General features: G+C 65.1%; 11 protein-coding genes. 3 read left to right on the top strand and 8 right to left on the bottom strand.

Annotated features, from left to right (window positions below):
- Nucleotides 1-37: 37 nt before the first annotated feature.
- Nucleotides 38-856 carry a DUF4167 domain-containing protein gene (locus IVB29_RS15445; protein WP_247504209.1) on the bottom strand — a complete coding sequence of 273 codons (819 nt, stop codon included), beginning with the start codon at nt 854-856 and terminating at the stop codon, nt 38-40.
- A gap of 460 nt (nt 857-1,316) precedes the next feature.
- Nucleotides 1,317-2,225 (bottom strand): peptide chain release factor N(5)-glutamine methyltransferase, encoded by a 909-nt coding sequence (gene prmC / locus IVB29_RS15440; protein WP_247504208.1) that lies wholly within the window; start codon nt 2,223-2,225, stop codon nt 1,317-1,319.
- A 78-nt stretch (nt 2,226-2,303) separates the two neighbouring features.
- Here prmC and IVB29_RS15435 point away from each other — a divergent pair, with 78 nt between their 5' ends.
- Nucleotides 2,304-2,729 (top strand): HIT family protein, encoded by a 426-nt coding sequence (locus tag IVB29_RS15435; protein WP_247504207.1) that lies wholly within the window; start codon nt 2,304-2,306, stop codon nt 2,727-2,729.
- A 23-nt stretch (nt 2,730-2,752) separates the two neighbouring features.
- On the opposite strand, the gene IVB29_RS15430 is transcribed toward IVB29_RS15435, so the two are convergent.
- The 4 genes from IVB29_RS15430 to IVB29_RS15415 all read right to left on the bottom strand — a co-directional run bounded on the left by IVB29_RS15430 (nt 2,753) and on the right by IVB29_RS15415 (nt 7,607).
- A complete protein-coding gene (locus IVB29_RS15430; RefSeq protein WP_247504206.1) occupies nt 2,753-3,451 on the bottom strand; it encodes an ABC transporter ATP-binding protein in 699 nt (232 codons plus the stop codon).
- Nucleotides 3,448-5,289 (bottom strand): branched-chain amino acid ABC transporter ATP-binding protein/permease, encoded by a 1,842-nt coding sequence (locus IVB29_RS15425; RefSeq protein ID WP_247504205.1) that lies wholly within the window; start codon nt 5,287-5,289, stop codon nt 3,448-3,450. The genes IVB29_RS15430 and IVB29_RS15425 overlap by 4 nt, the downstream gene beginning before the upstream one ends.
- Before the next feature lie 11 nt (nt 5,290-5,300).
- A complete protein-coding gene (locus tag IVB29_RS15420) occupies nt 5,301-6,176 on the bottom strand; it encodes a branched-chain amino acid ABC transporter permease (RefSeq protein WP_247504204.1) in 876 nt (291 codons plus the stop codon).
- A gap of 99 nt (nt 6,177-6,275) precedes the next feature.
- Nucleotides 6,276-7,607, bottom strand: a complete 1,332-nt coding sequence (locus IVB29_RS15415; RefSeq protein WP_247504203.1) for a substrate-binding protein — start codon at nt 7,605-7,607, stop codon at nt 6,276-6,278.
- Nucleotides 7,608-7,858: 251 nt separating this feature from the next.
- Between IVB29_RS15415 and IVB29_RS15410 the strand changes: the two genes are divergently transcribed.
- Both IVB29_RS15410 and IVB29_RS15405 read left to right on the top strand, forming a co-directional pair.
- Nucleotides 7,859-8,473 (top strand): hypothetical protein, encoded by a 615-nt coding sequence (locus IVB29_RS15410; protein ID WP_247504202.1) that lies wholly within the window; start codon nt 7,859-7,861, stop codon nt 8,471-8,473.
- A 108-nt stretch (nt 8,474-8,581) separates the two neighbouring features.
- A complete protein-coding gene (locus tag IVB29_RS15405; protein WP_247504324.1) occupies nt 8,582-9,061 on the top strand; it encodes a MarR family transcriptional regulator in 480 nt (159 codons plus the stop codon).
- 19 nt (nt 9,062-9,080) lie between these two features.
- Here the strand turns inward: IVB29_RS15405 and prfA are convergent, their stop codons facing one another.
- Both prfA and ptsP read right to left on the bottom strand, forming a co-directional pair.
- Nucleotides 9,081-10,166 (bottom strand): peptide chain release factor 1, encoded by a 1,086-nt coding sequence (gene prfA / locus IVB29_RS15400; protein ID WP_247504201.1) that lies wholly within the window; start codon nt 10,164-10,166, stop codon nt 9,081-9,083.
- A gap of 57 nt (nt 10,167-10,223) precedes the next feature.
- A complete protein-coding gene (gene ptsP, locus IVB29_RS15395) occupies nt 10,224-12,491 on the bottom strand; it encodes a phosphoenolpyruvate--protein phosphotransferase (protein ID WP_247504200.1) in 2,268 nt (755 codons plus the stop codon).
- Between the last annotated feature and the right edge of the window lie 240 nt (nt 12,492-12,731).

Genomic DNA, 12,731 nt, shown 5'->3' with positions numbered 1-12,731 from the left:
AGGCCGGGACGGTGCAGTTCACGAAATCAGGAGAAATTTACTCGCCCGGGGCGACTTCGTCGCTCGTACCGGCCGGAGCAGCCTCGCGCTCGGGGCGCGGACCGTTCGGCCGGCGGCGGCGCCGCGGAAAGCGTTCGCCGCCAGCACCGCCTTCTAGGCCGGCCTGGCCGGCATTCGCGCCAACATTCACTTGCGGCTGCGGGCCGGTGATGAAGGAGGGCAGGCGATCGACGCTGCCGGCATCGGCGACGACGGGCTGCGGCTGGTTCTGCGGTTGTGGCTGCGGCTGGTATTGCGGCTGCGGACGATGGTCGCGTTCGCGATGCTCGCGCGGCTGCTGGTTGTCGCGCTGATAGGGCGGCTGATTGTCGCGTTGCTGGTTGTCGCGGTGCTGATAGTCGCGTTGCTGGTGATCGCGCTGGCCGTCGCGCGCAAAATTCTGCTGCTGCGGTTGCGTCACGAAGCCCGGCTCCTGGCCGAAGTTCGAGAAATTCTCGCCGTCGTCCTCGCTGTCGTCACTGCTGCTATTGTTACTGCCCGCAGCCTCGTCACCGCGCGGCTGCTGGTTCTGCCGGAACTGCTCCTGGGCGGTCGCAATCAAGCGGAAATAATGCTCGGCATGCTGATAGTAATTTTCGGCGGCGACCGGATCGCCGGAGGAGGAGCGCGCATCGCGCGCGAGCTGAAGATATTTCTCGGCGATGTGCGAGGCGGTGCCGCGGATCTTGATGTCGGGCCCGTTGGATTCGTAGACCCGGGTCATCGGGTTCTGGCCGCGCCGGTTATTATTATTGTTGTTGTTATTGTTGTTATTGTTGCGGCTGCGCATCCGCTGCTTGTTCTGACCGTTTCTCATGTCCTGCCTTTAATTCCAGCCCTAAAGGTTGCACGCATTACTGATTGCTGAGAGTGACCTGATGACAGCGGTTCACATCTCTCGCGCGCACCGCGCGCAAGAGCGGCTTGAACCTGCCGATGTTCGTCGACCGTCGCGCTCAACAAAGACGCGTTCCCCACCCGCCAGCATCCATCGCCAGCGAACTCATTCATATCGCCTGCCGAAACAAGCCCAGCTGTGTTGCGTAAGTCTTCAAGCGCAATATCTGGCTTTCGTTCACGTTGCGGTCGGTAAGCAGCGCAGCTCTAATCGCCATCGCGCTCAACAGGACCTGCGGCTTGGAACCTTCATCGGTAAAGCTCTCGCCCGAGAGCCCGGCTTTCACCCGTAGGTGTACGGGGCCGGTACCGATCTGTTGACAGGAAGGTAGTCGTTCCCAGGGGATATTCCAAGAGGTTTTTACTGGCCAATCCGGCTTTTATGGGGGCATTTTTCGGCCCGAAACCGCCCGGAGAATACCCCCCAGATCGGCTTTGGCCGGCCGGTCCACCGATAACGCGGCAGCAACCATCAGGGTTTCTATATCCCGCGCCTGGCCCTGGCCGGCCTCGACGATCAGGGCCCCACCGGGCGCGAGCCGCTCAGTCGCCTGCGGGATCAGGGCGCGGTAGGCGTCATATCCGTCATTGCCGCCGTCAAGTGCCAGACGCGGATCGTGCTCGCGCACCTCGATACTCAGTTTCGGAATTTCCCCCGAGGGAATGTAGGGCGGGTTCGACACGATGAGATCGAACGGGCCGCGGAGCGCCGCCGCATAGGAGCAGGCGACGAAGCCGGCGCGGTCGGCGAGCCCGAGCGCCTCGGCATTGTCGCGCGCCGTATTGAGCGCCGTCAGGCTGACGTCGGTGCCGACACCGAATGCGTCGGGAATCTCGTGCAGCAGTGCGAGCAGGATGGCGCCCGATCCGGTGCCGATATCCGCGATGCGCGGGCGCCGTCCCGAGATCGTGCGTTCGCGAAAAATATCGAGCGCCAGCTCGACCACGGTTTCGGTGTCGGGACGCGGTACCAGAGTTGCTTCGGACAAGCGGAACGGCATGCCCCAGAATTCGCGCGCACCGAGAATGCGGGCGACCGGTTCATGCGCGAGCCTGCGCTGCGCATAGGCTTCGAGCCGCGTGGTCTCCTCCGGCGTGAGTTGCCGCGCCACCTGCGTCATCATGGCGGTCAGGTCGAGCTCCAGCGCCGCACCGACGAGCAGGCGCGCATCGAGGGAAGGCTCTTCGATACCGGCCGCCTGCAGCCGTACTGTTAGCGCGCGCCGCGCGCTCTCGATGCTGTGTCCGGAATCGGAATTCGTCGCCAATGGAACCACCCTGCCTGGCATCGTGGATAGATCGGCGGACTTGCTTGCGTCAACTGAAAGGAGCGCGTTTGATCCGCGCAAGGCGGCGAGGGAGGATCCATGACGGCCTATGACGATCAGAACGTCTTTGCAAAGATCCTGCGCGGCGAGATTCCCTGCTTCGAGGTTTTCAGGGACGACCGCAGCTTCGCCTTCCTCGACATCATGCCGCGCTCGCCGGGACACACGCTGGTGATTCCGAGGGCCCCGGCGCGCGGCATTCTCGACATCGCGGATGACGACCTCGCCGCGGTCGCCCGGACCGCCAAGCGGATCGCGGTCGCGGCGATGAAGGCGTTCGACGCCGAGGGCATCGTCCTCCAGCAGTTCAGCGAGCCCGCCAGCGGGCAGGTGGTTCTTCACCTGCACATGCATGTCATGCCGGTCAGGGCTGGCGTCGAGCTCCTGCCGGCGCAGACGCGCAAGGAAGACATGACCGTGCTCGCCGAACACGCCGAGCGGATGATCGCCACGCTTGGCAGCTGAACTTGGCAACGGATCGGCGCATGCTAGACGCCGAGATAGCGCTGCAGCAGCTCCGGCTGGGCCTTGAGCTCCTGCGCCGGACCTTCGTGCACGATGTGGCCGTTGTTGATGATGTAGATCCGCGTCGCCAGCGCCAGTGTCGCTGCCAGATTCTGCTCGACCAGCACGATGGTCTGGCCGGCGGCCGCAAGCTCGCGGCAGGCCTTGACGAGATCGTGGACGATGACGGGCGCAAGCCCCTCGAACGGCTCGTCCAGCAGCACGATCTTGGGATCGCGCACCAGCGCCCGCGCAATTGCGAGCATCTGCTGCTCGCCGCCGGAGAGCTCGGTGCCGCGGTTGTTGCGCCGCTCCTTCAGGCGCGGAAACATCTCGTAGATGCGGCCGAGCGGCCAGCGCTTCGGTGCAGTGATCCCGGCAAGGAGAATGTTCTCCTCCACCGACAGGCTGCCGAAGATGCGCCGCTCCTCGTGCACGAGCTGCATGCCCGCCTGCGCGATTCTGTGGCTCCTGCGTCCGGCGATGTCGGTGCCGTCGAACTTCACGCTGCCGCTGCGCGGCGTCACGACGCCCATCAGGCTCTTTAACGTGGTGCTCTTGCCGGCGCCGTTGCGGCCGAGCAGCGCCACCACTTCGTGACGTTCGACGTGCATAGCGACGTCGAACAGGATGTGGGAGTCGCCGTAATAGCTGTTCAGGCCGTTGACCTCGATCAGGCTCATGCGGCGATCTCTCCGTGGACGCCGCCGAGATAGGCTTCCTGCACCGCGGCGTTGGTCTTGATTTCCTCGGGCGTGCCGGAGACCAGCACGCGGCCTTCCTGGAGCACGGTCACGCGCTCGACCAGCTCGAACAGCGAATCCATGTCGTGATCGATGATGATCATGGTGCGGCCGCGCGCGATCGATTTGAGCAGCTTGACGGTCTCGACCCGCTCGCGCGGGCTCATGCCTGCGAGCGGCTCGTCGAGCAGCAGCAGGCGCGGCGACGTCGCGAGCGCCAGCCCGATCTCCAGCCGGCGCTTCTCGCCATAGGCGAGCTCGGATACCGGCGTGTCGGCGCGGCGGCTCAAATTGACCAGAGCGAGCGTGTGCTCCACCTGCTCGGTCAGGCCCTTGACGTCCGAGAGCTTGCGGAACAGATCGAGCCGGAATTTTCCGCGCAGTTCTGCGAGCGCGGCGATCGTCAGATTCTGTCGTACGGTCAGTCCGGTGAAGAGCTGGTTGACCTGGTAGCTCTTGGTCAGTCCGAGCTGGCAAACCTCGGTGACCTTCAATCCCGTGATGTCGCGTCCCTCGAACACGATCTGGCCGGAAGTCGGCGCGATCTCGCAGGTCAGCATCTTGAAGAAGGTCGATTTGCCGGCGCCGTTAGGGCCGATGATGCCGCGCAGCTCACCCTGATTGACGCTGAAATCAATGTCGCTGTTGGCGACGAGGCCGCCATAGCGCTTGGTGAGGCCGGTGGCTTTCAGGATCGGCCCGGAATAGGCGGGGTGTTCGACCTCCTTGGCCCGCATCGGGGCGGGTGGGGCTTGCTGTGGCGCCTCTACCTCAGCCTCCTCCGTCTCCGCAGCCTTCCGCGCTCGCTTGCCGGACATGAGGCTATAGAGATCGACGAGGCCGCCCACGATACCGCCGCGCAGGAAACAGACCAGCAGCACGAATACGACGCCCAGCACCAGCTTCCAGGCCGCTCCGAGGCCCAGCGCGGACTGCAGGAAATCCTGCAGGAAGAGCCAGACGGTTGCGCCGACCAGGGGGCCGAACAGCGTGCCCCTTCCGCCAATGGCGGTCTGCATCACGAGCTGGCCGGACGTGTCGAAAGTGAAGGCGTCCGGTGGCATGAAGGCCTGGAGCACGCCGAGCAGGCCGCCGGCGAAGCCCGCGTAAGCGGCGGCGATCACGAACGCGGTCAGCTTGTAGCCGTGGATGTTGTGGCCGACGGCGGTCGCGCGCAGCGGATTGTCCCGGATCGCACTGAAAATGGCACCGACCGGCGAGCGCACGATTCTGAGCGCGATGATGACGCCGACGAAGTAGCACAGTGCGATGAACTGATAGAGCGACCAGCCGTTGGTGAAGTGGATGGTGGTGAAGCCGAGATTGAAGCTCGGCGTGGGCACGCCCGGCAGGCCGTTCTCGCCGCCGGTGAAATCCGAGAGTGGATTGAACTCGACGAAGAAGAATACTTCCGCGATCGCCACCGTGATCATCGCGAAGTAGATACCGGTGCGGCGCAGCGCAATCAGGCCGATCAGATAGCCGGTCGCCGCCGCCGCGATCATGCCGATGACCAGCGCGCCCAGCACGTTGCTGAAGCCGGTGCGGGTCAGCAGGTATGCCGCGACGAAGCCGCCGGTGCCGTAGAAGGCGGACTGGCCGAACGACAGCAGCCCAGTGAAGCCGAACAGGATGTCGAAGCCGAGGCCGAACAGGCCCCAGACCAGGATCCGGTTCACGGTGTTGGGCGCGAAGCCGAGATGGGGCAGCACGAAGGGAGCCACGATCAGGCCGATGGCCGTCAGTGTCTCGATCAGGAACGGGCGTTGCTTGAGCATCGGGAAATCGCTTACTCGCGGCCCTTTGTGCCGAGCAGGCCATGCGGTCGCACCACGAGGACGAGCGTCATTGCCGCAAACAGCATCACATAGGCGTAGCCGGGATTGAACATGGAGGTGACGCTGATGATCTCGCCGGCGATCAGGCCGCCGAGGATCGCGCCGGGGAACGAGCCGACGCCGCCGATCACCACCACCACGAAGGTCTGGACCAGGATGTCGTCGCCGATGCCTGGTGTCAGCGACACCACCGGCGCGTTGACGATGCCGGCAAAGCCGGCGGCCATGGCGCCGATGCCGAATACGACCATGAAGACGCGGTAGACGTTGATGCCGAGCGAATCGACCATCACCGAATCCTCGATGCCGGCGCGCACAATCATGCCGAGCCGGGTCCGGTAGAGGATGATGAACAGGGCGCCGAGCGCGACCGCGACGATGCCGACGACGGCGAGGCGGTAGGTCGGGTAGAACATGAAGCCGAGATTGGTGATGCCCTGGAACAGCGCCGGCGGCGGCACCAGCTGCGACTGGCTCGAGAAGATCAGGCGGACGAGCTCGACGAAGCAGATGCCGAGCCCGAACGTCACCAGCAGCTGGTCCTCATGCGGGCGATGATAGAAATGGCGGATGATGACGCGTTCCATCACGACGCCGAGCAGCATCACGAACAGCGAGCCCGCGATGACGGCGAGGATGAACGACTCGGTATACTGGTAGGCGACGAAGCCGGCATAGCCGCCGATCATGAACATCGCGCCATGCGCGAGGTTGAGCACGCCGAGCGTGCCGTAGATGATGGTCAGGCCGGAGCTGATCAGCGCGAGCAGGGCGCCGAGCGCGAGCCCGTTGAAAAGCTGCGAAACGAGGTTGGGCCAACTGATCATGCGACAATCGCTGTTGTGACGCGCGGTTGAGCTGCGTCAAAAAAGGTGACGCCGCAGGTCCAGAGTAAGGCCTACGGCGTCACAGGGATTAGTTCAGGATCAGGTGTAGTCGCCGAGATGGCAGCCGAAGGCGTCCGGCTTCTGCATCAGGCCTTCACCCGGGACGATCTCGACGACGTCGTACCAGTCTTCCTTGTTCTTCATGTCCTTCTGCTGCTTGCCCTTGACGATGATCACCGGGCGGACGCACTGGTGATCCTCGGGGCGGTAATGCACGTCGCCGACGAGGGAGGGAATCGTCTCGCCCTTCTCATAAGCCTTGATCACGTCGGGCGGATTGAAGCTGCCGGCTTGCTCGCACATGTGAGCCCAGTGGGCGAAGCTGACATAAGCGTTCTCGGCGCCCCATTCCGGCTTGTAGCCGTACTTCTTCTCGAACGCCTCGTTGAACATCTTGGCCAGCGGGAACTTGTCTTCGATCGTCCACCAATAGTCGGTGGCGGCGTAGACGCCCTGCATCAGGCCGCCGGTCTCGCGCGCGATGAACGGCACCTGGTAGGGGACGACCAGCTTCATCTTGTCGAGCACGCCGAATTGCTTGGCCTGCTGGGTCGACAGCACCGCGTCGTGGCCCCAATTGACGTTGATGAGCACGTCGGCGCCGGAGTTCGCGACGTTCAGCAGGTAGGAGGAATAGTCGGGCGCGCCGAGCGGTGCGACCTGGTTGGTCGTTGTGGTCCAGCCCGCGGTTGCGAGGAAGTCCTGCATCGATTTGGTGACGGTGTGACCGTAGGTGTAGTCGGGCGTCAGGTAAGCCGCCTTCTTGTTCTTACCGAACTCCCGCACCATCACCGGCCCGATCGCGGCTGCCGCGGTCTGGCCGAAGAAATTCTGGCGGACTCCGTAGCGGACGCAGTCCTTGCCGGTGGTGTCGTTCGAGCCGGAGATGCCGCATACGAACAGCACGTGCTCGCGCTGGGCGAGCTTGTTCAGCGCGACCGCGACGGCGCTCGACGTGCCGCCGGTGATCATGATCGCCTTGTTCTCGCTGATGAAGCGCTGCTGCGCCTGCACCGCTTCATTCGGCTTGGCCGCGGAGTCCGCGACGCCGAACTTCAGCTCCTTGCCGAGCACGCCCTTGCTGGTCTTCGGCGAGATCTTCTTGATCAGCTCGTGGCCGCTGTTGATGTGCTCGATCGCGAGCTGGTAGCCCTTGAGCTCGTCCTCGCCCTGCACCGCGTAGGTGCCGGTGCGCGGCACCGAGATGCCGATGAAAGCGGTGGAACCCGACACGCCCGCCGGATAGGAACCGATCGGCTGGTCCTCGGCGAAGGCCGGGATCGCCGGCAGCATCGTGCCGCCGATCAGGCCGGCGGTGGTCTGGAGCAGGCCACGGCGCGAGAGGCCGCGGCGGATGAGATCGTCAGTCATGGTCGTTTCCTCCGAACATCGTTCTTGTCTGCAGGCGCAAGCACGACCTGTCCGGCGCCAGTCGACCTCAAAGGCCTGCCGCGCCGGGCACGTCACATCCGCGTGTAGCTCTTGGCCCTATGCATGGCTTGTGAAGGCCTTCTGTCAATTTCGTCTTTGGTCGAACGACGAAAATTACCGCGTGAAAACATATCGGATCACGATATATATTAGTCTTTGTGAGTATGAGGCTGGCGGGTTCGGCGAGAGAGATGGCGCGGCAGACGACAGTGGCGGGTGCCCGGAAGCGACGATCCTGGCCGCAGGAGGCGGAGCGGCCGGAGGCTGGGTGGCCCGCGGAGGGCAACGACCAGCGCGCGACGCCGCAGTCCGGCGATGCTTCCCGCTTGGCCGAGCCACGTAACCGGCCTACCGGCGAGCGTGGACCGGCCATCGGCTCCGTGCAGGCGAAGCGCGCGCCGGTGCCGATGAAGCGACTGAGCGTGCGCGCCCAGAACGTCCTCAAGGAGCTTGCGGTCGAGCTGACGGGCGAGCAGCCGCCGAAGGGCGCCTGGTCACCCTCGCGCGAATTACTGCGCACACTGACGGCCGAGCGCCTCGCGACCGCGCGCAATTGCGGTCCTCATACCATGCGGGAGATCGCCGACTGGGCGCAGGGCTGCGGCGTGACCATCAAGCCGGTGATCCCGCCCGGGGGCTCGCTGTCGCAGATGTGGACGGAGCTGATCGCCAATGCGTCGGCAGGCAGCCTCACCACCGCCGAGATCGCCGGCGCGCTGCAGCGCTCGATCCGGCGGAAGAGCGTCCGCATCCCGATCGCGTTTCAGGTCATCCTGGTGAAAATCCTGCTGTCCAGCTTCGAATAGGCGATCGGATAGCTGTGCATCCGTGACACCGGCCGATTGGTCCGGCTGCGGCCGGTTGCTACTTTGGGCTATGTCTCCCGCGACGGTGGGCGGCATGGTCGAGGTGGCATGGTTCAGGCGAAGAAGGCGCAGCGGTCCAAAGTGGCGACGTCGGCCAGGCGCAGCGGCGACGCGATGCGCGACGCCGACTACGCGGCGCTGGCGCAGTTTCGCTACCAGATCCGGAGCTTTCTGGCATTCAGCGAGGCGGCGGCTGCCGAACAGGGATTGACGCCGACGCAGCATCAGGCGCTGCTCGGGATCAAAGGCTTTGTCCGTCCAGGCCCGGCGACAGTCGGCGATGTCGCGCGATTCCTGCTGGTCCGGCATCACTCTGCCGTCGAGTTGATCAACCGCCTCGCGAAGCTCGGGCTGGTTGATCGCGTCGCCGATCCGGAAGACGCCAGACGCGTACATCTCAAGCTGACGAAGAAGGGGGAGCAGAAGCTCCAGGCGCTTTCCCGGAAGAATCTCGAGGAGCTCCGCCGCGCCGCGAGCCCGGCGTTGAGCCGGCTCCTGAAGTCGTTCCGCGCCTCCAGCGGGGCCTGACGCTGCGTCCAGTGCGCCCTCAGGTCGCCGCGCCTTGCGCGGCGAGCTGCGCGGCCTGGTGCTCGGTGGTCAGCGCGTCGGTCAATTCGCCGAGCGCTTCGCCCGCGATCACCTGCGGCAGCTTGTAGAGCGTCAGGTTGATGCGGTGGTCGGTGACGCGCCCTTGCGGGAAATTATACGTGCGGATGCGCTCGCTGCGATCGCCGGAGCCGACCTTCTCCTTGCGTTCCGCCGAGCGTGCGGCGTCGAGCCGCTGCTGTTCGGCGTCGTAGATGCGCGAGCGCAGGATGTTCATCGCGGAAGCGCGGTTCTTGTGCTGCGAGCGGCTGTCCTGCATCATCACCACGATGCCGGTCGGGATGTGGGTGATGCGGATCGCCGATTCCGTCTTGTTGACGTGCTGGCCGCCGGCGCCTCCCGCGCGCATGGTCTCGATCCGCAGATCGTCGTTCTTGATCTCGACGTCGACCTCCTCGACCTCCGGCATCACGGCGACCGTCGCCGCAGAGGTGTGGATGCGGCCCTGCGTTTCGGTGTCGGGCACGCGCTGCACGCGGTGCACGCCGGATTCGAATTTCAGCTTCGAGAACGCGCCGCGACCCTGCACCTCCGCGATGATTTCCTTGTAGCCGCCGACGGTGCCTTCGCTCGCCGAAATCACCTCGACCTTCCAGCCCTGCAGGCTCGCAAACCGCTCATACATCCGGAACAGGTCGCCGGCGAACAGCGAAGCCTCGTCGCCGCCGGTGCCGGCGCGGATTTCCAGCACGACGTTGCGGTCGTCCATGGCGTCCTTGGGCAGCAGCGCCACGCGGATTTTCTGGACCAGTTCCTCGATCTTGGGCGCCAGCTCGTCGCGCTCGGCTTCCGCCATGCCGCGCATCTCGGCATCCGTCGCGGGATCGGCGATCAGCGCCTCTGTGTCGGCAAGCTCTTTCACGGCAGAGCGATAGGTCTTCACCGCCTCGATCAGCGGGTTGATCTCGGCGAGCTCGCGCGTGATCTGCACATAGCGCTCGGAGGCGAGCTGTCCCAGCGATTCGGCCTCGAGCGAAGCGTGATGCGCGAGCAGGATGTCCAGTTTGGTTTCGGGGAGTGACGACATCGGTTTGGTCTCAAAGGCGGAGGGAAGCGAGGCGGCGAAGGCGGGCGGACAGGCCCGCTACAACGCCAGGCCTTCGGCCTCGGCAAATTCCGTCAGCTTCTGCCGGATCGAGACGCTGCCGGAGGGCGCATCCAGCAAGGGCCCGAGCATCGCTTCGGCCTTCTTCGCGTCGAGATCGATCACCATCGCCTTGACCGGACCGAGCGCGGTCGCCGAGAGCGACAGCGAGCGATAGCCCATCGCGATCAGCGCCAGCGCGCCGATCGGCTTGGAAGCCATCTCGCCGCAGAGCGACAGCGACTTCTTCGCAACGTTGGACTTTTGCGCGATCTCGCGCAGCACGCGCAGGATCGGCGCCGACATGGTGTCGAAGCGTTCGGACACCTTGGCATTGCCGCGGTCGACCGCGAACAGGAACTGGAACAGGTCGTTGGAGCCGACCGAGATGAAGTCGACCTTCTTCAGCAGCTCGTCGAGCTGATACAGCAGCGCGGGCACCTCGACCATGGTGCCGATGTCGATTCTTTCAGGCAGCGTGTGGCCGTGCTGGCGCAGATAGGTCAGCTCGCGCTCGACCAGCGCCTTCGCCGAATCGAATTCGGCGACCTCGGAAATCATCGGGAACATGATGCGCAGCGCACGGCCGCCGCCGGCGCGCAGCAGCGCACGGATCTGCCCGCGCAGCAGGCCGGGACGATCGAGCCCGAGCCGGATCGCGCGCCAGCCGAGCGCGGGATTTTCCTCGATCACCGCTTCCATGTAGGGCAGCGCCTTGTCGCCGCCGATGTCGAGGGTGCGGAAGGTCACGGGCTTGGTGCCGGCGGCATCCAGCACGGTGCGATACAGCGCGAGCTGGTCGCTGGTGCGCGGCAGGCTCTGTCCCACCATGAATTGCAGCTCGGTGCGGAACAGGCCGATGCCGGCGCTGCCGGTGTCCTCGATATGCGGCAGGTCGATGGCGAGACCCGCATTGATCATCAGCTCGACCTTCTCGCCGTCCTTGGTGACGCAGGGCAGGTCGCGCAGCGCCAGATACTGCGCCTGGCGGCGAGCGCGGAAGCGCACGCGCTCGGCGAAGGCCGCCTCGACCTCCTGCGATGGACGCACATAGATCGAGCCGGAGGTGCCGTCGACGATGACGGCGTCGCCGGGATCGGCGATTCCCGGCGCATTCGGCACCTCGCCGACCGCGGGAATGCCGAGTGCGCGCGCCACGATCGAGACGTGGGAATTGGCGGTGCCTTCCTCCAATATGATGCCGCGCAGGCGCTTGCGGTCGTAGTCAAGCAGCGCCGCCGGGCCCATCGCGCGCGCGATGACGATGGCATTGTCGGGCAATTGTTCGCGTGAAGGCGCATGATCCTGGCCGACCAGCTGCCGCATCAGGCGGTAGCCGAGGTCTTCGAGGTCATGCAGCCGGTCGCGCAAATAGGGATCGGTTGAGCGCAGCATGCGCGCGCGGGTGTCGGACTGCACGCGCTCGACGGCGGCTTCCGCCGTGAGGCCGGTGGCGACCGCCTCGTGCAGTTTGTGCGACCAGCCCTGGTCGTTGGCGAACATGCGGTAGGCTTCCAGCACCTCGCGATGCTCGCCGCCCTCGGCGACGTCGCCGCGCTCCAGCATGCGGTCGAGATCGGCGCGCAGTTTTGCGAGCGCGGTGTCGAGCCGCTTGATTTCCTTCGGCAGATCCTCGGCGATGTAGTCCTTGATGACGACGCGCGGCTCATGCAGCACGACATGGCCGAGCGCGATGCCTTCCGACAGGATCGCTCCGACCTTCTGCATCGAGTGGCGCGCGGCCGGCTCGAGGCCGGGCTGGGCCAGCGCCGACAGCTCGCCCGAGGCGATCAGCTCCGCCAGCACCATCGCGGTGGTCTGCAGCGCCTCGAGCTCCTCCTCGACATAGGTGCGCTTGGCGCGGTTCTGCACCACCAACACGCCGAGCGTGTTGCCGGCGCGCAGGATCGGCACGCCGAGGAAGGAGTGGTAGATCTCTTCACCGGTCTCCGGCCGGAACGAGAAGGCCGGATGGCTCTGCGCGTCGTTCAGATTGAGCGGGGTCGCCTCGCTCGCGACCAGGCCGACCAGGCCCTCATGGGCGCTGAGCACGGTATGGTGCACCGCCTCGCGGTTGAGGCCTTCGGTGGCATAGAGCTCGAGCGTGTTGTCGACGCGCAGCACATAGACCGAGCAGACCTCGGCCACCATGTTGGCGGCGATCAGCACCACGATCTTGTCCAGCCGCTCCTGGGCCGAGACCTGCTCCGCCATGGTTTCGCGGAGCCGTCTCAACAAGACGCGGGGACCTCCCGACGCGCTCCGCATGAACCGTCAATCTCCTCCGTCTGCCGGGCCCGGCGGTATCAGCCGGCGGCTGGCCCAAAATTCCAGAAAAACAACCAATTTGTTCGTCCAGCGCAGGCGCAAACCCAAATCTGCTTGAGATTTTACTCTTGCACCGAATCAGCGGCCCGAACTGGGATACAGTCTGCGGCAGCCCACCCTGTTCGCCGTATAGCGAATTGAGGCTTGTTTTGCCAAGCAAAACGCCTGCCAAACGCGAAG

Source organism: Bradyrhizobium sp. 1 (genome assembly GCF_023073315.1).
GTDB lineage: Bacteria > Pseudomonadota > Alphaproteobacteria > Rhizobiales > Xanthobacteraceae > Bradyrhizobium.
This window is presented reverse-complemented; position numbering and strand designations above follow the sequence as displayed.

Coding starts and splice junctions, on each gene's coding strand:
- IVB29_RS15445 (WP_247504209.1), bottom strand. CDS start 856: ATGAGAAACGGTCAGAACAAGCAGCGGATGCGCAGCCGCAACAATAAC.
- prmC (WP_247504208.1), bottom strand. CDS start 2,225: ATGCCAGGCAGGGTGGTTCCATTGGCGACGAATTCCGATTCCGGACAC.
- IVB29_RS15435 (WP_247504207.1), top strand. CDS start 2,304: ATGACGGCCTATGACGATCAGAACGTCTTTGCAAAGATCCTGCGCGGC.
- IVB29_RS15430 (WP_247504206.1), bottom strand. CDS start 3,451: ATGAGCCTGATCGAGGTCAACGGCCTGAACAGCTATTACGGCGACTCC.
- IVB29_RS15425 (WP_247504205.1), bottom strand. CDS start 5,289: ATGCTCAAGCAACGCCCGTTCCTGATCGAGACACTGACGGCCATCGGC.
- IVB29_RS15420 (WP_247504204.1), bottom strand. CDS start 6,176: ATGATCAGTTGGCCCAACCTCGTTTCGCAGCTTTTCAACGGGCTCGCG.
- IVB29_RS15415 (WP_247504203.1), bottom strand. CDS start 7,607: ATGACTGACGATCTCATCCGCCGCGGCCTCTCGCGCCGTGGCCTGCTC.
- IVB29_RS15410 (WP_247504202.1), top strand. CDS start 7,859: ATGGCGCGGCAGACGACAGTGGCGGGTGCCCGGAAGCGACGATCCTGG.
- IVB29_RS15405 (WP_247504324.1), top strand. CDS start 8,582: ATGGTTCAGGCGAAGAAGGCGCAGCGGTCCAAAGTGGCGACGTCGGCC.
- prfA (WP_247504201.1), bottom strand. CDS start 10,166: ATGTCGTCACTCCCCGAAACCAAACTGGACATCCTGCTCGCGCATCAC.
- ptsP (WP_247504200.1), bottom strand. CDS start 12,491: ATGCGGAGCGCGTCGGGAGGTCCCCGCGTCTTGTTGAGACGGCTCCGC.